This window comes from Corallococcus sp. CA053C (assembly GCF_003611675.1).
GTDB lineage: Bacteria > Myxococcota > Myxococcia > Myxococcales > Myxococcaceae > Corallococcus.
The window spans coordinates 22,961-47,354 of sequence record NZ_RAWA01000029.1 but is presented as its reverse complement, the minus strand read 5'-3'; the positions used below and the strand labels follow the sequence as shown (position 1 = coordinate 47,354).

General features: G+C 72.3%; 1 protein-coding gene. It reads right to left on the bottom strand.

Features of this window, described 5'->3' with window-relative positions; translation table 11 throughout:
* A partial coding sequence (locus D7V97_RS06445) for a non-ribosomal peptide synthase/polyketide synthase (RefSeq protein WP_120609713.1) occupies nucleotides 1-24,380 on the bottom strand: 24,380 nt, incomplete at its 3' end.
* Between the last annotated feature and the right edge of the window lie 14 nt (nucleotides 24,381-24,394).

Genomic DNA, 24,394 nt, shown 5'->3' with positions numbered 1-24,394 from the left:
GGGACGAAGCGCTCGGCGGTGAGGGCGGGGCGGCCCAGGTAGCCGTGCGACAGGGGCACGCCACCCAGGTGCAGCTCGCCCGGGACGCCGATGGGGACCGGGCGCAGCGCGGCGTCCAGCACGTAGGCCTGGGCGTTGGCGACCGGCCGGCCGATGGACAGCGGGGTGCTGGCCTCGTCGTCCGTGATGGGCGCCCAGGTGGCGTCGATGGTCGTCTCCGTGGGGCCGTAGGCGTTGACGAGTCGCACCGCCGGCAGCACCGCGCGCAGTCGAGTGGCCAGGTCCGGCGTCAGGGCCTCGCCGCCGCAGAAGAGCCAGCGCAGGTGCGTGGCCTTCGCGAAGGCGGGCTCCGTCACCAGGAAGCGCAGCACGGTGGGCACGGCCTGGAGGACGGTGATGCGCTGCTTCGACAGCGTGTCCGCCAGCAGCGAGGCGTCACGTTGGGCTTCGGGAGGCGCGAGCACCAGCGTGGCGCCGGACAGCAGCGTGGAGAAGATCTCCGCGGCGGAGGCGTCGAACCCGAGCGCCGCGAGCTGGAGCTGACGGTCGCCTGCGCCCAAGCCGAAGGTGGTGCCCATCCACGTCGCGTGGTTCGCCAGCGAGCGGTGGGAGATGAGCGCTCCCTTGGGCTGCCCGGTGCTGCCAGACGTGTAGAGGACGTAGGCGGGCAGCTCCACGGGCACGTTCGGGAGCAGGGCTCCGGTGGTCGTGGGCTCGAAGGCGGCATCCACTTCGACGATGCGGCCCTGGAAGGCGGGCAGCGTGTGGCGCAGCCGCTGCTCGGTGAGGAGCACCGTGACGGCGGCGTCCTCCAGTTGGAACGCGATCCGCTCCGCTGGCGCGGTGACATCGAGCGGCACGTACGTCGCGCCTGCCTTGAGCGTGCCCAGCAGCGCCACGGGCAGGGCGTGCGAGCGTTCCAGGCACAGCGCCACCCGTGCTCCGGTGGAGACACCCCGTGCACGCAGGTGATGGGCGAGCGCATCGGCGCGGGCGTCCAGCTCCTGGTAGGTGACCGTCTGTCCGTCGTGCTCCACGGCCACGGCGCCGGGGGTCGCCCGGGCCTGGGCCTCGAACAGCGCGTGCACCGGTGTGTCGCTCGGGAAGTCGGCGCGCGAACGGGTCCACTCTCCGATCACCTGCTGCCGCTCCGCTTCCGTGAGGAGCGCCAGGTCGGACAGGCGACGCTCCGGGTGCGCGGCGGCGTCCTCCAGGAGCACGCGCAGGTGTTCGATGAGGCGTTCGACCGTGGCCCGGTCGTAGAGGTCGGTGCGGTACTCCACGCCGCCCTCAAGCCCTTCAGGCTTCTCGTTGAGCGTGAGGGAGAGGTCGAACATGGCGGTGCCCGCGTCCACCGGCTGCGGCTCGATGCGCATGCCGGGCAGCGACAGCTCCGCGGTCGGTGTGTTGAGCATCACCAGCGACACCTGGAAGAACGGCGTGCGTTCGGCCTGACGCTTCGGCTGGAGGACCTCCACCAACTTCTCGAACGGCACCTCCTGGTGGTCGTAGGCATCCAGCGTGACGCGCTTCACCCGGCCCAGCAGCTCGCGGAAGGTGGGGTTGCCGTCCAGCCGCGTGCGCATCACCAGCGTGTTGACGAAGAACCCGATGAGGCCTTCGGTCTCCTCGCGTGTGCGGCCTGCGATGGGGGTGCCCACGCTGACGTCGTCTTGATCCGCCCAGCGGGAGAGCACGGCCTGGAAGCCCGCGAGCAGGCCCATGAACAGCGTGGCCCCTTCGCGCTGGCACAGCGCCGTCAGGTCCTGCGCCAGCTTCCGGGGCAGCATCAGGTGGAAGCTCGCGCCCGGCTGGCGTGAGTCCGCGGTGCGCGGCCGGTCCGTGGGCAGCTCCAGCGCGGAGGGGGCTCCGGCAAGCTGGTGACGCCAGTAATCCAGCTGCGCCTTCAGCACGTCCCCCTGGAGCCATTCGCGCTGCCAGACGGCGTAGTCCGCGTACTGGACGGGCAGCGGTGGCAGCGTCAGGGGCTGGCCGGTGATGGAGGCGGCGTAACGCGCGACCATCTCCCGGATGAGCACGGCGATGGACCAGCCGTCGGAGACGATGTGGTGCATCGTCACGAGCAGCAGGTGCTCGCGCTCCGACAACCAGAGCAGGCGTGCCCGCAGCAGCGGACCCCGGGCGAGGTCGAAGGGCTGACGGGCCTCTTCCTGGGCGAGGCGCTCGGCGGTTTGTTCGCGCGTCTCCACGGCCAGCGCTCTCAGGTCCTGCACGGTCAGGGGGAAGGGCGCCTTGGGCGCGATGACCTGGACGGGCGTGCCCGCGTGGGTGGCGAACGTGGTGCGCAGGGATTCGTGGCGACGCACCAGCTCCGTGAAGGCCCGCTCCAGGGCCGCCACGTCCAGCGCGCCGTGCAGCCGCAGCGCGACCGGCATGTTGTAGATGGGCAGGCCCGGTTGGTACTGGTCCAGGAACCACAGCCGCTGCTGCGCGAACGACAGCGGCAGGTCTCCCTGTCGCGGTACGGGACGCAGCGGAGGAGCCTGGAGCCGGACCGCGCGAGCGAGGGCGGCATCCAGCAGCGCCGCCTGGGCCTCCAGCGTGCGCGCTTCGAAGAGGTCCTGCAGCCGGGGCTCCACCGCGAACGTGGCGCGGATCCGCGACAACAACTGCGTCGCGAGCAGCGAGTGTCCGCCACGGTCGAAGAAGTCGTCGTGCGCGCCCGTGCCCTTCGTTCCCAGCAGCTCGTTCCACAGCGTGGCGAGCCGGGCTTCCGTGTCCGTGCGCGACTGGAGGCTCGCGTCGTTCGCACCGACGGTCTCCGGTGCGGGCAGCGCGCGGCGGTCCACCTTGCCGTTGCGCGTGACGGGCAGCGAGGCCCGCATGACGATGGCGGAGGGCACCAGGTATTCGGGCAGCCGTTCGCGCAGCCAGGTCTTCAGGGCCTGGGCGTCCAGCAGCGGCGCTGTCGAAGCGGCTCCGGCGCGGGGCACGACGTAGGCCACCAGGGCGCGTCCTCCCGGCATGTCGTCGCGCGCCAGCACCACCGCCTCGCGCACCGAGGAGTGCGCGAGGAGCACGTTCTCGATTTCGCCTGGCTCCACGCGGAAGCCGCGCAGCTTCACCTGGGTGTCGCGGCGGCCGAGGAACTGGAGCGTCCCGTCCGCCTTCCAGCGGACCTGATCTCCGGAGCGGTACATCCGAGCTCCCGGCACGGTGCTGAACGGATCCGCCAGGAACCGCTCCGCGGTGAGCGCGGGCTGCTGGAGGTAGCCCCAGGCGAGCCCGTCTCCGGACACGTACAGCTCTCCGGGTACGCCTGTCGGCACGGGCCGCAGGGACGCATCGAGCACGTACACGCGCGTGTTGGCGAGCGGCCGGCCGATGGACACCGGAGTCTCCACCGCGCTCGCGTCGGTCATGACGTGGCAGGTGGTGAAGGTGGTGCCCTCGGTGGGGCCGTACCCGTTCACCAGCCGGCCCGCACGGGCCACGTGCTCACGCACCCGCGTGGGTGACAGCACGTCGCCCCCGGCGAGCACCTGCCGCACACGGGCCAGGGCTTCCGGCTGCGTGGCCACCATCTGCTCGAACAGCGCGGACGTCAGCCACAGCGTGGTGACGTGGTGCGCGTCCAACGCGCGGCCCAGCGCCTCCAGCGACATCGCCCCCGGATCCGCGAGCACCAACCTGCCGCCGTGCAGCAGGCAGCCCCACAGCTCGAACGTCGAAGCGTCGAAGGCGAGCGGGGCCAGTTGCAGGAAGACCTCGTCGGGGCCGAGCCGCGCGAAGTCCGTCCCCATCACCAGCCGGACGATGGCCCGGTGCGGGACGCAGACGCCCTTGGGCCGGCCCGTGGTGCCGGAGGTGTAGAGGACGTAGGCCAGCGCATCGCCGCCCGGCGCGGGCTCCGGCGCCGTGTCCGGCTCCGCGTCGAGGCGTGTCGCCTCCGTGTCGAGTACCAGCGGCCAGGGCGCGGTGCTGGGCAGGTGCTGCTGCATCGCCGTGGAGGTGATGACCCGCACCGCGCCGGTGTCCTCCAGGAAGAAGGACTGCCGCTCCAGGGGCGCCTCGGGGTCGAGCGGGACGTAGGCCGCTCCTGCCTTGAGGATGCCGAGCACGGCCACCATCAGCTCCAGCGAGCGCTCCAGGCACACGGCCACCCGCGCGCCCGGCTTCACGCCGCTCTTGCGCAGGTGCCACGCGAGCTGGTTCGCCCGGCGGTCCAGCGCCGCGTAGGTGAGCGTGCGTCCCTGGAACTCCACCGCCACCGCGTCTGGCGTGCGCGCGGCCTGGGCTTCGAACAACGCCTGCACGGCCGTGTCACGCGGGTACGGCACGGTGGTCGCGTTCCACTCCACCAGCACGCGGTGCCGTTCGGCGTCGGAGAGCAGCGACAGCGTGGACAGGCGCCGCGCGGGCTGCGCCACCGCCGCCTCCAGCAGCAGGCGCAGGTGCTCCATCAGCCGGGTGACGGTCTCCGCGTCGTAGAGGTCCGTCCGGTATTCCAGCGCGCCGTGCAGACCCGTGGGCGCTTCGGACAAGGTGAGCGACAGGTCGAAGCGGGACGTGCCGGTTCCCGTCTCCATCGGTTGGAAGGTGACGCCGGGCAGCGCCAGCGCGGCGGTGGGCGCGTTCTGGAGCGTGAGGGCCACCTGGAAGAACGGCGGTACGCCGCGCAGCCGGGGCGGCTGGAGGACCTCCACCAGCTTCTCGAAGGGCACGTCCTGGTGCGCGTAGGCGCCCAGCGTGACGTCCTTCACCCGGCCCAGCAGCTCGCGGAAGGTGGGGTCGCCCTCCAGCCGCGTGCGCATCACCAGCGTGTTGATGAAGAAGCCGATGATGCCTTCGGTCTCCGCCTGCGTGCGGCCCGCGATGGGCGCTCCCATGCAGACGTCATCCTGCCCGGCGTGACGCGCGAGCACGGCCTGGAGGGCCGCGAGCAGGCCCATGAACAGCGTGGCCCCTTCGCGCTGACACAGGGCCAGCAGGTCCCTCGTCAGCTTCGGGGACAGCACCACCGGCAGCGACGCACCGGGCTGGTTCGTGTCCGCGGTCCTCGGCCGGTCCGTGGGCAGCTCGGAGATCGGCGGTGCGTCTTCCAGCTGGCCGCGCCAGTACGCGAGCTGTTCCTCCAGGACCTCGCCCTGGAGTCCGTCGCGCTGCCACGTCGCGTAGTCCGCGTATTGAAGGGGCAGCTCCGGCAGGGGCGACGGGCGCCCGGCGACGAGGGCCTCGTAGAGCGCCCCCATCTCCCGGATGAGCACGGCCATGGACCAGCCGTCGGAGACGATGTGGTGCATCGTCACGAGCAGCAGGTGCTCGCGCTCACCGAGGCGCAGGATGCCGGCGCGCAGCAGTGGCCCCTGGGCCAGGTTGAACGGGGCGCGGGCCTCCTCGTGGATCCGCTTTCGCGTCTCCTCCTCGCGGCGGTTCGCGTCCAGCGAGCGCAGGTCCTCCACCGCCAACGGGAACGCCGTGGCGGGACCGATGATCTGCACGGGCCGACCGTCGCGAGCGCGGAACGTGGTGCGCAGCGACTGGTGCCGGCGCACGAGCTCCGTGAAGGCCTGCTGGAGCGCGGACGCGTTCAACAGGCCTTCCACGCGCAGCGCGGCGGGCATGTTGTAGAGCGGGAGGTTCGGCTGGAGCTGATCCAGGAACCACAGCCGCTGCTGCGCGAAGGACACCGGCGCCTCGATGGCGCGCGGCGCGATGGTCGAGGACGGGCCCCGGCGCGTCGTCGTGGTCAGGCGCCCCTGGAGTCGCAGGGCCAGCCCCTCCACGGTGGGCGATTCGAACAGCTCGCGCAGCGGCACCTCCAGCCGCAGGGCCGTGCGCAGGCGCGACGTCACCTGCGTGGCCAGCAGCGAGTGGCCGCCCAGGGCGAAGAAGTTGTCCGTCACGCCCAGGCGCGGCACTCCGAGCACCTGCGCGAACACGTCCGCCAGCGTCTGCTCCAGCGGCGTGCGCGGCGCGATGAAGGGCGCGTCACCCCGCAGGCTGTCCGCGTCCGGCGCGGGCAACATGCGGCGGGCAAGCTTGCCGCTGGGCGTGAGGGGCAGGGCCTCCAGGCGCAGCAGCGCGGAGGGTACCAGGTACTCCGGCAGGCGGCTCGCGAGCACCTGTCGCAGGGCCTGCGGATCCCACGCCGCGTCGGCGGGGAGGACCACGTAGCCCACGAGGCGCTTGTCGCCCGCCACGTCCTCGCGCACCACGGCGGCCGCGTCGCGCACGCCGGGCAGGCCGCGCAGGACTGCCTCCACCTCTCCAGGCTCCACGCGGAAGCCGCGCACCTTGGCTTGATGGTCGACGCGGCCCAGGAAGTCGAGCGTGCCGTCCACGCGCCAACGCGCGCGGTCGCCCGTGCGGTACAGCCTCGCGCCCGGGACGGAGGAGAACGGATCCGGCATCAGCTTCTCGGCCGTCAGCTCCGGACGTCCGTGGTAGCCGGGCGTCACCTGGACACCGCCGATGAGCAGCTCTCCCTGCACGCCCACCGGGCAGGGCTGGCCGCTCGCGTCCAAGACGTACAGCTGCATGTCCGGCAGCGGGGCTCCGATGGACGGCAGCCGCTCCCACGAGGACGGCGCCCCGGGCAGGCGGTGCGCGCTGACGGCGTGCGTCTCCGTGGGGCCGTACTGGTTCTCCAACACGCAGCCCGGCAGGCGCTCGAAGAAGGACACCAGCGCGGGTGTCACCTGCAACTGCTCACCGGCCGTCACGACTTCGCGCAAACGCTCCGGCAGCGGGGCGCCGTGCTCCACGGCATCCGCGAGGGACTGTAGCGCGACGAAGGGGAGGAACAGCCGCTCCACGCCCTCGGTCGCCATGAGGCGCAGGAGCGCGGGCATGTCCCGGCGCACCGCGGCCGTGGGCACCACCAGCGTGCCGCCCGCGCTCCAGGTGGACAGCATCTCCTGGAAGGACACATCGAAGCTCAGCGACGCGAACTGCAACGTGGTGGCGTCGGCCTTCACCGAGCGCTGGCACTGCCACGCCAGCAGGTGCGACAGCGCGTGGTGCGACATCGCCACGCCCTTGGGCCGCCCGGTGCTGCCCGACGTGTAGATGAGGTAGCAGGGCGACTCCTCCTGCACGTCCACCGCGGGGGCGTGCGTCGGCAGGAGCGACAGCGCGCGGGCCTCCGCGTCCAGCAGCACCACGGCGACGCCCGGATCCTTCGGCAGCGTGGCGTCCAGGTGCGCCTGCGTCAGCACCGCGCGGATGCCGGCGTCCTCGCGCATCAGGGCCAGCCGTTCGGCGGGGTAGGTGGGGTCGAGCGGCACGTAGGCCGCGCCCGCCTTGAGGATGCCGAGCACGCCCACCGTCATCTCCAGCGAGCGCTCCACGCACAGCCCCACGCGGTCCCCGGTGCGCACGCCCAGTTCGCGCAGCCGGTGGGCAAGCTGATTGGCCTGCTGCTCCAGCTGCGCATACGTGAGGCGCTGGCCTTCGAACGTCACCGCCACGGCGTCCGGCGTGCGTGCGGCCTGGGCCTCGACGCGACCGTGGACCGTCGTGGACACGGGGAGGCCAGGGCGGGTGTTCCAGTCCACCAAGACCTGGTGCCGCTCCGCCCGCGACAGGAGCGACAGCGTGGACAGGCGCTGCTCGGGGTGCGCGACCGCGTCCTTCAAGAGCGCGTGCAGGTGGGCGACGAGCCGTTCCGCGGTGGCCGCTTCGTACAGGTCGGTGCGGTACTCCAGCGCGCCTCGGATGCCCTGGGGCGTCTCGCTCAGCGTGAAGGTGAAGTCGAACTTCGCGGTGCCGCTGTCCAGCTCCAGGAGCTTCAGCTGGAGCCCCGGCACGGTGAGCTCCGCCGAGGGCGTGTTGAGCATCACCAGCGCCACCTGGAAGAACGGCGTGCGCTCCGGCATGCGCGGAGGCTGGAGCGCTTCCACCAGCTTCTCGAAGGGCACTTCCTGATGCGCGAACGCGCCCAGGGTGACGTCCTTCACCCGGCCCAGCAGCTCACGGAAGGTGGGGTCGCCCTCCAGCCGCGTGCGCATCACCAGCGTGTTGACGAAGAAGCCGACCAGTCCCTCCATCTCCGCCTGGGTGCGGCCCGCGACGGGCGCTCCCACGCAGATGTCATCCTGGCCCGAGTAGCGCGCGAGCAACGCCTGCAATCCCGCGAGCAGGCCCATGAACAACGTGGCGCCTTCACGCTGGCAGAGCGTGCGCAGCGACTGCACCAGCTCACGCGGCAGCTCCATCTCCAGCCACGTGCCAGGGCTCTGGGTGTCCGCCGTGCGTGGGTGGTCCGTGGGGAACTCCAGCGCGGGCGGCGCGTCCTCCAGTTGCTTGCGCCAGTAGTCGACCTGCGCGTCCAGCACGTCGCCGCGCAGCCACTCGCGCTGCCACGCCGAGTAGTCCGCGTACTGGATGGGCAGCTCCGGCAGCGGCGAGGGCTTGCCGGTGAGGCGCGCCTCGTACAGCGCGACCATCTCGTGGATCAGCACGGCGATGGACCAGCCGTCGGAGATGATGTGGTGCATCGTCACGAGCAGCAGGTGCTCGCGCTCCGACAGCCGCAACAGGCGCGTGCGCAGCAGCGGCCCCCGGGACAGGTCGAAGGGCTGACGCGCTTCCTCGCGCGCCCGTTGCCCCGCCTCGTCCTCGCGTTCGGCGAGCGGCAGGTGCTCCAGCGAGTCCACCGGCAGGGGCCAGGGCGCGGACGGCGCGAACACCTGCACGGCGGTGCCGTCGAGCACCTGGAACGTGGTGCGCAACACCTGGTGCCGGCGCACCAGCTCCGTGAAGGCGTCGGTGAGCGCGGCGACGTTCAATTCGCCTTCGAGGCTCAGCGCGGCGGGCATGTTGTAGAGCGCGCTGCCGGGTTGGTACTGATCCAGGAACCACAGGCGCTGCTGCGCGAAGGACAGCTCCGCGGACGTGACGCCGGGCCGCGCGGTGATGGCGGGAGGCCGTGGCGCGCGGTCCGCTTCAGGCACGCGGCCCTCGATGCGGCGGGCGAGCGCCTCCACCGTGGGGGCGTCGAACACCTCGCGCAGCCGCACCTCCACGCCCAGGCCGGTGCGCAGGCGCGACGTCACCTGCGTGGCCAGCAGCGAGTGGCCGCCCAGGTCGAAGAAGCTGTCGGTGACGCCGACGTGTGGCAGCCCCAACACCTGTGCGAACACCTCCGCCAGCGTCTCCTCCAGCTTCGTTCGCGGGGTGATGAGGGGCGCGGCGCCTCGCAGGCTGTCCACGTCCGGCGCGGGCAGCAGGCGCCGTACCAGCTTGCCCGTGGGCATCACCGGCAGCGCGTCCAGCCGCATGAGCGCGGTGGGCAGCATGTACTCCGGCAGGCGCCGGCCCAGGGCCTGACGCAGGGCCTCCGGCTCCCACGCGGTGTCCGGCTGGAGCACCACGTAGCCGATAAGCCGCTTGTCGCCCGGAATGTCCTCGCGCACGAGCGCCGCCGCGGCGCGCACGCCCGGGATGTCGCGCAGGGCCGCTTCCACCTCTCCCAGCTCGATGCGGAAGCCGCGCACCTTCACCTGGCCGTCGAGCCGTCCGAAGAACTCGATGGCGCCGTCCGCGCGCCAGCGGGCACGGTCTCCGGTGCGGTACACGCGGGCCCCGGGTTCGCCGGACAGCGCGTCGGGGATGAACTTCTCCGCCGTGAGCTCCGGACGCGCGTGGTAGCCGAGCGCCACCTGGCCGCCGCCGACGAGCACCTCGCCGGGCACCCCGACGGGGCAGGGACGGCCCTGCGGATCCACGATGAACAGCCGCGTGCCGGGTACGGGCATCCCCACCGGGGGCAGGCGCTCCCAGGTGTGCGGGAGGCCGCGCAGCCGGTAGGCGCTGACGACGTGCGCTTCGGACGGGCCGTACTGGTTCTCCAGGACGCTCGCGGGCAGCCGCTCGAAGAGGGCCACGAGCGCGGGCGTCACCTGGAGTTGCTCACCGGCTGTCACCACCTCCACCAGCCGCTCCGGCACCGGCGAGCCGTGGGCCACCGCGTCCGCCATCGTCTGGAGCGCGATGAACGGGAGGAACAGCCGCTCCACGCCGTGGCGGGCCATGAAGTGGAGGAGCGCGGGCATGTCCTGGCGCACCTCGGACGTGGGCACCACGACGGAGGAGCCCACGGACCAGGACGTGAACATCTCCTGGTACGAGATGTCGAAGTTCAGCGACGCGAACTGCAACGTGATGGCGTCTGCCTTGGGCGAGCGCTGACGCGTCCACGCCACCACCCAGGACAGCGTGCGGTGCGCCACCGCGATGCCCTTGGGACGGCCCGTGCTGCCGGACGTGTAGATGATGTAGCAGAGTGAATCCGGCCACACCGCGCGCGGCGGTGCGTGGGACGGCAGGGCCGCGAAGGTCGCCTCTTCCGTGTCCACGCACACCACGCGCGCGTCTGTCGGCGGCAGCAGCGGGACGAGCCGGGCCTGCGTGAGCACGACGTTCGCGCCCGCGTCCTCCAACATGAAGGCCAGTCGTTCGGCGGGATAGGCCGGATCCATGGGGACGAAGGCCGCGCCGGACTTGAGGACGCCCAGTACGCTCACCACCATCTCCAGCGAGCGCTCCAGGCACAGCGCGAGCCGGTCTCCGGGGCGCACGCCGCTGTTCAGCAGGTGCCATGCGAGCTGGTTCGAGCGGCGCTCCAGCTCCGCGTACGTGAGGGCCTGGCCTTCGAAGAGAGCAGCGACCGCTTCGGGCGTGCGACGGGCCTGGGCCTCGAAGGACTCGTGCACCAGCGGTTCGGTGGGACCTTCGAACGGGGTGGTGCTCCAGTCCACGAGGACGCGCTGGCGTTCGGTGTCGGAGAGGAGGGTGAGCTCGGACAGGCGGCGGTCGGGGTGCGCGACCGCGTCCTCCAGCAGCACGCGCAGGTGCTCCATCATCCGCGTGGCGGTGGAGGCCTCGAAGAGGTCGCTGCGGTACTCGAAGGCGGCGTGGAGCCCGCGCGGCGTCTCGGTGAAGACGAGGGTGAAGTCGAACTTGGACGTGCCGCTGTCCACGTCCACCGGGCGGAAGGTGAGGCCCGGGCCCGTGAGTTCGGCCGACGGCGTGTTGAGCAGCACCAGCGTCACCTGGAAGAAGGGCGTGTGGCCCGCCTGCCGGGGCGGCTGGAGCGCTTCCACCAGCTTCTCGAACGGCACGTCCTGGTGCGCGTAGGCGCCCAGTGTGACGTCCTTCACGCGGCGCAGCAGCTCCAGGAAGGTGGGGTCGCCATCGAGCTGCGTGCGCAGCACCATCGTGTTGACGAAGAAGCCGATGAGGCCTTCGGTCTGCGGCTGGTTGCGGCCGGCGATGGGGGCGCCGACGCAGATGTCGTCCTGGCCCGTGTAGCGGGACAGCAGCGCCTGGAGGCCCGCGAGCAGGCCCATGAAGAGGGTGCCCTTCTCACGGCGGCACAGCGCGCGCAGGCCCTGCATCAGCGCGTGCGGGAACACCACCCGGTGCGTGGCGCCGGGGTTGCTGGTGTCCGCGGTGCGCGGATGGTCGGTGAGCAGCTCCAGCGCGGGCGGCGCGCCGTCCAGTTGCTTGCGCCAGTACGCGAGCTGCTTGTCCAGCAGTGCGCCCTGGAGCCAGTCGCGCTGCCACACGGCGTAGTCGGCGTACTGGATGGGCAGCTCCGGCAGCGGCGAGGGCCGGCCGGAGGTGAAGGCTTCATAGAGGGTGACGGCTTCGCGGATGAGCACGCCGATGGACCAGCCGTCGGAGACGATGTGGTGCATCGTGACGAGCAGCAGGTGCTCACGCTCAGCGAGGCGCAGGAGGCGCGTGCGCAGGAGCGGTCCGCGCGACAGGTCGAACGGGGCGCGGGCTTCCTCGCGGGCGCGGAGGAGGGCTTCGGCTTCGCTCTCCCCATTGGGCCAGTCACGCAGGTCCTCGACTTCGAGGGTGGAGGCCGCGGTGGGGGCGATGACCTGGATGGGTTCGCCGTCGCGGACCTCGAAGGCGGTGTGCAGGGCTTCGTGGCGGTGCATCACCTCCGCGAAGGCGCGGCCCAGCGCGGCCACGTCCAGCGTGCCCTCCAGGCGCATCGCGGACGGGATGTTGTAGAGCGCACTGCCGGGTTCGTACTGATCCAGGAACCACAGTCGCTGCTGCGCGAAGGACAACGGCAGGAGCCCCGTGCGTGGCACCCGCTGGATGGCCTGGGTGCCGGAGGAGGCTTTCGCGGGTCGGGCAGTGGCGCCCGGCGGCGGCGTGGAGGCTCCCGGGAGCGTTGAGGCAGGGGCGGAGGCGCCCGGCAGTGTTGCAGCGCGTGTCGTGGCACTCGGCAGCGTCGAGGTCGAGGCAGAGGCACCCGGCGATGTTGCAGCGCGCGTGGCGGCACCCGGCAACGTCGACGTGCGTGCAATCGCACCGGGCAGGCTCGCGGAAGTCGTTGCGTCGGCCTTCGGTGCCGTTCCCGGTCGGGCCGTCGCGCCCGGCAGCGTTGTCGAGGGCCGATGCGGTGCACGCCGGGCAGGCGTGATCAGCTCCACTTCGCCATCCGCGCGATAGCGGGCCTGCGTGCCGGTGCCGTACAGCCTTGCACCCGTGCCTTCCGGCGAAGCCGGCAGACGCGCGTGGGTCAGCTCCGGCGCCTTCCAGAAGCCGAGCGGCACGGCATCCCCACCCAGGAACAGCTCACCCACCACGCCCACCGGCGCGCGGCGGCCGGCGGCATCCAGCACGAAGCGCGCCCCCTGTGTCGTGGCTTCGCCTGCGCCGGGCAGCAGCGACACGGGTGACACGATCCGCGCGGAGGTGGCGCGCTGGAGCGCACGGGCCAGGTCTGACGACAGGCCCTCCGCATCATCCAGCACCAGCGTGCGCACCGGGCCCAGCACACTCACCGCATCCGGAAGCTCCGCGAGCGTCCGCGCGAGCGCGAAGGAGCCGCGCAGGTGGACCGGCGGGCTCGTGCGCAGCAGCCGCGCGAGCATCCCGGCGCTGTCGACCTCGACGGGCACGGAGTCCGTGCGAGGCGCGGTGTGCTCCTGGCTCTGGCGGCGCAGCACATCCAGGTGCCGCAGGCCTTCCAACGTGATGTCGGGAGCGATGCCGAAGTCGATGAGGCACGCCACCTCGTCCACATCGGCCTGACGCAGTTGCTCCACGCGGGCCGCGAGCGACTCCGGCGTGCCGAACAGGCCACCCGCCTCCAGGTAGCGCGACACACCCTGCTCCAGGAGGACGTCCAGGTCCTGGGGCGTGAGAGAGCGCACATCGAAGCCCGGGCCCTGACTGGCGACGAGCCCGTTCACCAGCTCCACGGAGCTGCGGAAGTAGCGCAGCAGCGGCTCGCGCGCCTGTCGCTTCACGTCCTCGCGGCTGGAGGACACGAAGGTGTGGAGCATGAGCACGACATGGCCACGTCCGGGGTGGCCCGCCTTGCGCCGCGCTTCACGGTAGAGCGCGACCTTGCGCTCCAGCTCCACGAAGTCCTGGCCCAGCCCCAGCACGTTGGTGAGCAGGCCCGCGCCCAGCTCGCCCGCGAGCCGGAAGGTCTCCGGGTTGAACGCGGCGGTGATCCACAGGGGCAGCTCCGCCTGCACGGGCCTGGGGCGGATGGCGACGTCCACCTCCACGCCCGCGCCGTTGGTGCGGCGCACGGTGCCACCCCTCCACAGCGTGCGCACCTCCTCCACACCGCGCCGCACGGCTTCCGGACGCTGGTGGAAGTTCCCCGGAGCGAAGACGAAATCATTCGCGTTCCAGCCCGTGGCGAACGACACGCCCGCACGACCGTTGGAGAGGTTGTCGATGACGGACCACTCCTCCGCGACGCGCAGCGGATCATGCAGCGGAAGCACGACGCTGCCCGCGCGGATGGACACCCGCTCGGTGACCATGGCCAGCGCGGCGCTGGTGGCGGTGGGGCTGGGGTAGGGCCCGCCGAAGTCGTGGAAGTGGCGCTCGGGCGTCCAGATGGCGCTGAAGCCGTGGGCGTCCGCGAACTTCGCGCCGTCGATGAGCAGCTGGTACTTCTTCCGTCCCGAGCCCTCCGCGTCCGTGGCGAAGTAGAAGAGGCTGAAGTCCAGGGGCCGCTTCGCGGTGGAGGTGGAGACCTCCCTGAGCGCGGCGCGCGTCGGCAGTACCACCGGGAGCCCCCGGGCCAGGGCCCAGAGCGTCTCCAGGTCCGCCGGATCCGAACCCGCGTCCGACGTGCTCAGCCACAGCTCCCCAGCCCGAGCCTCCACGCGAGCATCCAGCGCGGAGAGTCTGTGCACGAGGTTGCGATGGCTCAACATCACGCGGGGACGCGAAGCGTCGGTGCCTTCCCGTGCAAGGCACGCGAGGCCGTCCACGTCCACCGGGGGAACCGGGGTCGAGCCGGAGGCTGCGCCCCCTTCCGTGAGGGAACCCGTGCCATCAAGCCGGAGCACGGGCGACGACACATCGGACAAAAGGGAAAGCGCTTCGGTGGTGATGAGCAACGGCGGCGTGCCATCGCGTCCGAGCAAGGACAGCTCACCCAGCCCGTCACGCGACACCAACGCATACGCGCCGCCGGCCGCGAGCACGCCCCAGAGCGCGATGGCGCGCTCGGCGGAAGGCTCCAGGCACACGGCGACAGGAATGCCGGTCCCCACGCCTCGCGCACGCAGGTGCGCCGCGAGCGCTTGCGCCTTCTCCCGCAGCGTCCGCCACGTCAGGGCCTCATCGTCCTGGCGCAGGGCCACCGCGTCCGGCGTCTGTTCCGCGCGAGCCGTCAGCAGGGCGGGCAGTGACGCGGCTTCGGCGATGCGGGGCTCGGGGCTCCGTGCACGCACGGGCGCCACGTCCAACGACAGCCGCGACAGCGGCTTCTGGGGCGAAGCCACGGCGTCGGAGAGCAGCGCCTCCAACTGCGACAGCAGCCGCGCGATGGTGGCCGCGTCGAACAGGTCGACCGCGTACTCCAGCGTCCCGGAGAAGCCCCGGTCATCCTCCCGCATCAACAGCGTGAGGTCCGCGAGCGACGTGCCGTACTGCGCGGGCAGGTCGGTGACGTCGTAGTAGCCCAGCCGCAGGCCGGGGAACTCCACGATGGGCGCCGACACCCCCTGCGCGTGCAGGAGGAAGATGGCATCGAACAGGCGGCCCAGTCGGGCCTCCTCCCCGGGCTCCAGCTCTCCCAGGAGCTGTTCGTAGGGCACATCTGGATTCGCGAACGCGGAGATCGTCGTGTCACGCACGCGCATCGCGAGCGTGCGGAAGTCTGGATCCCCCTCCACGTTCGTGCGCAGGGCCAGCGCGTGCGCCACGTAGCCGATCTGCGCCTCCAGCTCCGGCCGCGTCCGGTTGCCGATGGACGTGCCCACGACGATGTCCTCCTGTCCCGAGCACCGGGTCAGGAGCGCCGTGAAGCCGGCGAGCAGCGTCATGTACGCGGTGAGCCCTTCGCGCTGACTGAACGCGTTCAGCGCGACGCCCAGCTCCGAAGAGAAGGCGAACGAGTGCCGCGCCCCGCGCCGACGGGCACCGGGGACGCGAGGCCTGTCCAGCGGAAGCGGCAGCGCCCCCGGACGCGCGGCCAGCTGCTGCCGCCAGTACGTCTGCTGGGCCGCGAGCGTGCCGTCAGCGAGCGCCTGCCGCTGCCAGAGCGCGAAGTCGAGGTACTGGATGGACAGCTCCGGCAGGGGCACGGGCACGCCGTGCACGAAGCCGGTGTAGAGGGCCATCGCCTCGCGGATGAGGTTCACCAGGGAGAGCGTGTCCGCGACGATGTGGTGGATGGTCACGAGCAGCACGTGCTCGGTGTCCGTGAGCCGCAGCAGGCGCACGCGCACGAGCGGGCCCCGGTCGAGCGCGAACGGCTCCGCGGGCTCCAGGCGCGCGAGCCTGAGCGCCTCCGCGTCACGGTCCCCGGCGAAGGCGCGCAGGTCCACCACGGGCAGCGACACGCGCACCTCGGACAGGAGGCGCGGCGCGCCCTGGACGAAGACGGTGCGCAGGGATTCGTGGCGGCGGATGACCTCGTTGACGCCGCGCTCCAGCAGGTCCGGGCGCAGCGCGCCGGAGATGCGGACCGCGAGCGGCTCGTTGAACAGCGAGCTGCCCGGCTCCCGCGCCTCCATCTCCCAGACGCGCTCCTGCACGTACGACAGCGGCAGCACACCGGTGCGGGGCCACGGCTGGATCGCCGCCTCCGAGGCCTCGACTCCACCGAAGAGGCCCTCCTCCTGGAGCCGGGCCTCGATGCGCTCGGCGAGGCCCGCGATGGTGGGGGCCTCGAACAGGTCGCTCAGGGGCACCTGGGTGCGGAACGTCTCGCGCAGCCGCGTGAGGAGCTGTGCCGCCATGAGCGAGTTGCCGCCCAGGTCGAGGAAGTTGTCATCCGGCCCGATGTCCGCGATGCCCAGCCGCTCGCGCCACAGCTCCGTGAGTCGTTGCTCGATGTCGCTCAGGCCAGCGGGCACGACCACCGGTGCCACGGACTCCACGGGTTTCGACGGCGCGGCCACGGACGTGAGCTCCGGCAGCGGCAGCGCGGGCTGGACGTCCAACGTGATGCGCGTGGTCTCGAACGGGTAGCCGGGCAGCGAGATGCGACGGCGGGGACCGTGCGCATGAAGGGCGTCCCAGTCCACGCTCGCGCCCAGGCGCCACAGCGTGCCCACGGACTCCAGCAGCGTCTGGAGGTCGGAGGTGGACGTGCCCGCTCGGCGCAGCGAGGCCACGGCCACGGTGTCCGGCGTCGTGCGCAGCCGCAGCCGGGCCAGCGCGGTGAGGCCCTGATCCGGACCGGCTTCGATGAGCAGCCCGTGGCCCGAGTGCAGCAGCGTGTCCAGGCCGGCGGCGAAGCGCACCGGCTCGCGCATCTGCCGCGCCCAGTAGCGCGGCGAGGTGGCCTCCTCCGGACGGATCCACGTTCCGGTGAGGCTGGACACGTAGGGCAGGGCAGGGGCCTTCAGCGCGATGCCCTCGACGGCCCGCTCCAGCTCGGGCACCAGCGGCTCCACGGCGCGCGAATGGAACGCATGCGAAGCGGTGAGGCGCACCACGCCCACGCGCCGCCCCACGAGCGTGCGCTCCAACGCGGCCAGCGGCTCCAGCGGCCCGGACACCGTGCAGCGGTCCGCGCCGTTGAGGGCGGCCACCTCCAGCGTGTCGGGCAGCAGCGGGCCCACGTCGTCCGCGGAGAGCCCCACCGCGAGCATTCCGCCCGGTGGCAGCCGCGACATCAGCTCGCCGCGCACCACGGCCAGCCGCAGCGCGTCCTCCAATGACAGCACTCCGGCGATGCACGCCGCCGCGTACTCGCCGAAGCTGTGACCCAGCAATGCGGTGGGCTTGAAGCCCAGCCCCATCCACCACCGCGCGAGTGCCAGCTCCACGGACAGCAGCGCGGGCAGCGCGAAGCGGGGCTCGGCGAGGGCCGCCTCCGCGGAGGCCTCGGCTCCGGACGCGGGGAACAGCACGGGGCGCAGGTCCTGCGTCATCCCCACGGAGGGCAGCAGCGCGAGGCACGCCTCCAGCTCCTGCTGGAAGCGGGGTTCGGTGTCGAACAGCTCGCGGGCCATGCCCACGGCCTGGGCTCCCTGTCCGGGGAAGAGGAAGGCCACCCGGTGCGCGGGCGGGGCGTCCAGGTCGCGCACGGTGGACGTCGGGCCCGGCTTGCGCAGCGCCTCCACGAGTCCGGTGATGTCCTCCGCCACCACGGCGCGGCGCACCTCGAAGGCCTTGCGGCCCGCGTTGCGCGTGAAGGCCACGTCCGCGAGGTCCACGTCCGCGCGGGCTTCCACCGCGTCGGCCAGCTCGCGCGCCACCGTCTCCAGCGCGGCAGGCGTGCGGGCGGACAGCGTGACGAGCTGCCGCGAGCGGCGGGCTCCGGGAACAGGCTCGCGCGGCGGGGCCTCCTCCAGCACGACGTGCGCGTTGGTGCCGCCGATGCCGAACGAGCTGACGGCGGCGCGGCGCGGTCCTCCGGTGCGCTCCCACGGGCGCAGGGTGGTGTTCACGAAGAAGGGGCTGCGCGCGAAGTCGATCTCCGGGTTGGGCTGCTCGAAGTGGAGGCTGGGCGGCACCTCGCCGTGGTGCAGCGCGAGCGCGGCCTTGATGAGGCCCGCGATGCCCGCCGCGGTGTCCAGGTGCCCGATGTTCGTCTTCACCGAACCCAACGCGCAGAAGCCCGTGCGCTGCGTCTGCGCGCGGTACGCCCGCGTGAGGGCCGCGACTTCGATGGGGTCGCCCAGCGAGGTGCCGGTGCCGTGCGCCTCCACGTACTCCACGCTGTCCGCGTCCACGCCCGCCGCCGCGAGCGCACGGGCAATCACTTCGCTCTGCCCGTGGATGCTGGGCGCGGTGTAGCTGACCTTCGCCGCCGCGTCGTTGTTGAGCGCGGAGCCCTTGATGACCGCGTACACGCGGTCCCCGTCCCGCACGGCGTCCTCAAGCCGCTTGAGCACCACCACGCCCAGGCCGCTGCCCAGCACGGTGCCCCGGGCCTTCGCGTCGAACGCGCGGCAGTGGCCGTCCGGTGAGAGGATCATCCCCTCCTGGAAGAGGTAGCCCGTGCGCTGCGGCAGGGACACCTTCACCGCGCCCGCCAGCGCCAGGTCGGACTGCCCGGTGCGCAGGCTCTGACAGGCCAGGTGCACGGTGACGAGGCCGGTGGAGCACGCGGTGTAGACGTTGAGGCTCTCGCCGCCGAGCTTCAGCTTGTAGGCCGTCTTGGTGGCCACGTTCTCGCCGGTGGTCGTCCCCAGCGCCTCGAACAGCGAGGCCGGGTCCTTGCGCGTCTGTCCCAGCAGCGACAGCAGGTGCACGCCGGAGCTGCCCGCGCCCGCGTACAGCGAGACAGGCGCCGCGATGCGCTCCGCGTCGTAGCCCGCGTCTTCCAGGGCGTTCCACGCGCACTGGAGGAACAGTCGCTGTTGCGGATCCATCCACTGCGCTTCGCGCGGGGACAGGCCGAAGAAGGCCGCATCGAAGCCGTCCGCCTCCTCCAGCACGCCGCCGGCCGGCACGAAGTCGGGGTGGTCGCGCAGCGCGTCCGGGAACAGCGGCGACGGCTCCAGCTCGTCCTTCGAGAACCGGGTGATGGACTCCACGCCTTCGCGCAGGTTCCGCCAGAAGGTGGGCACGTCCGGAGCGCCAGGGAAGCGGCCGGCCATGCCGATGATGGCGATGTCGCCGGAGGCCTTCCCGGCGGTTTCACGCGGCGTTTCGGCGCGGGGCGCGGGACGGGGAGCGGGGACTTCGCGCTCCAGCCTCGCGGCGAGCTTCGCGACCGTCGGGTGTTCGAAGAGGTGGGTGACGGGGACGTCCTGGCCCAGGGCCTCGCGCAGCTGCGTGCTGGCCTTCACCACCAGGAGCGAGCCTCCGCCCAGGTCCTCGAAGAAGTGCGCGTGCAGGCCCACGCGCGGCACGTCGAGCACGCGCGCCCAGACCTCGGCGATGCGCTGCTCCAGCGCGGTGATGGGCGCGGCGAATGGCGCGTCCGACGAGGGCCGCTGGGACTCGGGCGCGGGCAGGGCGGCGCGATCCAGCTTCCCGCCCGGGGTGAGGGGCAGCGCGTCCAGTCGCACGAAGGTGGACGGGATGAAGGCGTCGGGCAGGTGCTCCTTGAGGAAGCGCCGCACGGCGGGTACCTCCAGGGATTCGTCCGCCACGAGCCAGGCCGCGAGCCGCGTCTCTCCCGCGACCTCACGCGGGAGCACCACTGCTTGACGTACGCCGGGGATCCGAGCCAGCGCGGCTTCGACTTCGCCTGGCTCGACGCGGATGCCGTGCACCTTCACCTGGGCATCGCGGCGGCCCAGGAACTCCAGCCGTCCGTCGGGCAGCGTGCGCACGCGGTCGCCCGTGCGGTACAGGCGCGCTCCAGGTTCGGAGGAGAACGGGTCGGGGACGAAGCGCTCGGCGGTGAGCGCGGGTCGCTCCAGGTAGCCGCGCGCGACGCCGACGCCCCCCACGTACAGCTCACCGGGCACGCCCACGGGCACGGGCTCACCGCGCTCATCGAGCACCGCCACGCGAGCGCCCGGAATGGCGCGGCCGATGGACGGACGCGCGGGGTCCACGTCCAGGTCCATCGTCGCGCAGACGGTGGTCTCGGTGGGGCCGTAGGCATTGAGGAAGCGACGGCCCGGCTTCCAGCGCGCCGCCAGCTCCGGCGTGCACGCCTCGCCGACGGAGGCCACCACTTCCAGCAGGGGCAACGCGGACGGATCCATGGGCGCCAGCGACGTGGGCGTGGCGGTGAGGGCCGTGATGCGCTCGGAGGCGAGCACCTGCTGCAACGGCGGCCCCGGCAGCAGCGACTCCGGGGGCGCGAGCACCAGCGTCGCGCCGGACAGGAGCGTGGAGAAGACCTCGCTCACGGACGCATCGAAGCCGATGGACGCCAGTTGCAGCAGCCGGCTTCCCGGGCGCAGCCCCAATGCGTCGCGTGTGGCGAGGGCCGTGTTGCACAGGCCGTGATGCGCCAGCAGCGTGCCCTTGGGCGTGCCGGTGGAGCCGGAGGTGAAGATGACGTAGGCGAGGTGCGCGGGCGTGACGGCTGGCGCGGGCTCCAGCGGTAGGGCGGATCGTGCCTCCAGCGCGGCGCGCTCCGCGTCCAGGAGCACGAGCAACTCCCCTTGCGGTGCGAGTCGGTCCGCGAGGGCCTCGTCGCTCAGGAGCACGGAGACGCGCGCCTCGCGCAGCATCGCCTCCAGGCGTGCCGGCGGCTGACCCGGATCCAACGGAAGGAACGCGCCGCCTGCCTTGAGCACGCCGAGCAACGCCACCACGAGGTCCGGGGTGCGCTCCAGGTATACGCCCACCACCTGCTCGGGACGTACGCCTGCTCCGACGAGGTGTCGCGCGAGCTGGTTGGCGCGGGCGTCGAGGCGCGCGTACGTCAGCGTCGTTCCGCCCAGCGAGACGGCGATGGCCTCCGGCGTGGCCCGGGCCTGCGCCTCGAAGAGGCGGTGCGCGAGGTCGGGCGTCACGGCGGGCGCGGTGGGGCGCCACGACTCCAACACCTGTCGACGGGCCTCCGGCGTCAGCAGGGGCAGGGCGCTGATGGCGTGTTCGGGGTGTGCCGTCGCGCCAGCGAGCAGCGAGTCCAGGTGCCCGAGCATCCGCGCGAGGGTGTCCGCGTCGAAGAGGTCGGTGGCGTACTCGCACAGCAGCTCCAGCCCGTCGCCGGAGTCGGTGACGGAGAGCGTGAGGTCGAGCTTGGTGGCGCCCGTGTCTCCGAGCGAGCTGCTCAGGGTGAGGCCGGGCAGGTGCACCGGTCCGGACGCGGCGTCCTGGAGGACCAGCTTCACCTGGAAGAGGGGCGCGTGCGCGAGGCTGCGCTCCGGGTTGAGACCGCGCACCATCGCGTCGAAGGGCAGGTCCTGGTGCGCCCACGCATCGAGCGCCGCGCGGTGACTCCGGTGCAGCAGCTCACGGAAGGACGGTGCGCCGGAGAGATCCCCGCGCAACGGGAGCTGGTTGACGAACAGGCCGACGATCCCCGCGGTCTCCGGCCGGGAGCGGTGCGCGGTGTCCACGCCCACGACCAGGTCCTCCTGGCCGGTGTAGCGGTGCAGCAGCACCTGGAAGCCCGCGAGCAGCGCGACGAACGGCGTCGTGCCTTCGCGCAGGGCCAGGGCCTTCACCCGCTCCCACGCGGCCTTCTCCAACCGATGGGTCTGCTGGGCGCCCCGATAGGACTGCACCCGGGGCCGACGGCGATCGCCAGGGAGTTCGAGCACGGGAGGCGCGCCGGCCAGGTGCCCACGCCACCAGCCGAGCAGGTCCTCCTGGCGCTCACCGCGAAGCCACGAGCGCTGCCACGACGCGTGGTCGGCGTACTGGAGGGGCAGCTCGGGCAGGGCAGGGGCGTGTCCGGTGGACAGCGCGCCGTAGGCTTCCGACAGCTCCCGCACCAGCACGCGCATGGACCAGCCATCCGCGACCAGGTGATGCACCGTGAGCAGCAGCCAGTGGCGCGATGGCTCCAGGCGCAGCAGGGTCACCCGGAGCAGCGGGCCCCGGGCCAGGTCGAAGGGACGGCGGGCCTCTTCGCGCGAGAGTCTCAGCGCCTCGGCCTCGCGCGCTTCGGCAGGAAGCGATGAAAGGTCCACGACGGGAAGCGACAGCGCCAGGTCCGGGAGGATGCGCTGGCCGGGTTCACCGCGCGTCTCCACGAACACGGTGCGCAGGGACTCATGGCGCCGCACGAGGAACTGGAGGCTCCGCTCCAGCGCGGACACGTCGAGCGCGCCGTCCAGCCGCGACACGACGGGGACGTTGTAGAAAGCGCTGCCCGGCTCCAGGCGGTCCAGGAACCACAGGCGCTCCTGTGCGAAGGACAGCGGCATCGACTCCGTGCGCGGCACGCGGATCAGCTCCGAACGCGAAGCCACTCCGGCCGTCGCCTCGCGCACCAGCTCCGCCACGCTCGCGCCCCGCAGCAGCGCCTCCATGGGCACGGGCATGCCCAGGGCCTGTTCCAGCGAATGCGCCAGCTCCACCGCCGCCAGCGAATCCAACCCGTAGTGCGTCAGCGGCGCATGGACATCCAGGTCCTCCACGCGGGTTCCCACGCGCGCGGCCACCCGCGCGAGCACGAGGGACTGCAGCTCCGAAGCCGGCGCACGCGTGCCAATGATTCCCGCCTGGGCACCCACCTGCGCCGCTGCTGCCGCAGCCTGCGCACGCGTGCCAGGTTGCTCCACCAACGCGAGCACCTGCGATTCCAGCTCCGAAGCCGGAGCGCGTGTGTCGAACGCCTCCACCTGAACTCGCGCGCGCTCACGGGGGCCTGAATCAACGCCGCGTGCCTCCAGCTCAGGCGCGCGCCACGCATGCAACTCACGCAGCCCACCCGCGAGGAACGCCGCGCGCGTGGCCCTGCGCTGCACCTTGCCACTGGACGTCTTCGGCAGGCTCCCGGGCTCGATGAGCACCACCGCGTGCGGCATCACCTCATACGTCTCCGCCAGCCGTCGCCGGAGCGCACCCAGCAACGGCGCGGCGTCTCCGTCCCACTTGCGCGGATCCACCTCCTGCACCACGACGAGGCGCTCCTCGCCGTCCACCTCGACTCCAAACGCCACGCCGCACCCGGGCCGCAGCGCGGGGTGGCTCTCCTCCACCACGCTCTCCAGGTCCTGCGGATACAGGTTCCGGCCGCGCAGGATGATCAGGTCCTTGGCGCGCCCCGTGACGTACAGCTCCCCCGCGTCCAGGAACCCCAGGTCCCCGGTGCGCAGGAACGGTCCTTCCCCCGCGGCGGTGCGCGCGCCGAAGACCCGCGCGGACTCCTCCTGCTGCCGCCAGTAACCCTGCGCCACGCTGGGCCCCTTCACCCAGACCTCTCCCACCTCGCCCGGCGCCAGCACCCGCCCGGACTCCGCGTCCACGACGAGCAGGTGCTGATCCGGCAGCGTCGCGCCGCAGCCCACCAGCGTCCGGGACTGCCGCTCGGGCGCTCGGACCTGTCCCGCCTCCAGCGCCGCCGCGTCCACGTCGCGCAGCACGGGCGCGGCCTCCTTCGCGCCTCCAGAGACGATGAGCGTCGCCTCCGCCAGCCCGTAGCACGGGTAGAACGCCTCGCGCCGGAACCCCTGCGGCGCGAACGCCTCCGTGAAGCGCGCCAGCGTCTCCGGACGGATGGGCTCCGCGCCGCAGAACGCCACCTCCCAGCGGCTCAGGTCCAGGCCCTGCCGTTCCGCCGGCGGGATGCGCCGCACGCACAACTCGAACGCGAAGTTCGGCCCGCCGCTGATGGTGCCGCCAAACCGGGTCAACGCCTCCAGCCACGCTCGCGGCCTCTTGAGGAACGACAGCGGCGACATCAGCGCGGTGTGGAAGCCCTGCGCCAGCGGCACCAGCACCCCGCCGATGAGCCCCATGTCGTGGTACGGCGGCAGCCAGATGACACCCACGCTGTCGTCGCGCGTCTGGAACGCCCGGCGGATGGCGTCCAGGTTGTGCAGCAGGTTGCCGTGGCTCAGCATCACGCCCCGAGGCGTGCCCGTGCTGCCCGATGTGTACTGGAGGAATGCCAGCGTGTCGGCCTTCACGTCCGGCCGCTTCCACGCCGCCTCGCCGCCCGGCGCCAGCGCATCCGTCGCCACCCACTTCAGCGCGCGCAGCTCCGGCGCATCCGTGAAGAGGAACTCCGCCATCGACAGGATGACGGACGTGGTGAGCACCACCGTGGCCCCCGAGTCCGCGATGAGCGCTCGCAGCCGGGGCAGGGTGCGCTCCAGCCGCGACGGATCCGGCGGATACGCCGGCACCGCCACCAGCCCCGAGCACACGCACCCGAAGAAGCCCGCGAGGTAGTCCGCGCCCGGCGGGTAGAGCAGGACCGCCCGCTCCCCCTGGGACGCGAGCGCCTGGAGCGCGGCGGCGATGCGGTGCGCCTGCACGGCGAGCTCACCGCGGGTGAGCGTCACCTCCGCGTCGTCCTCCAGGAATGTGTAGAGCCTCGGGTCCGGACGGCGCGTGCTTCGCTCTTCGAGGAGATCGATCAGGGTGACGGGCATGGGGAGCGGAGATG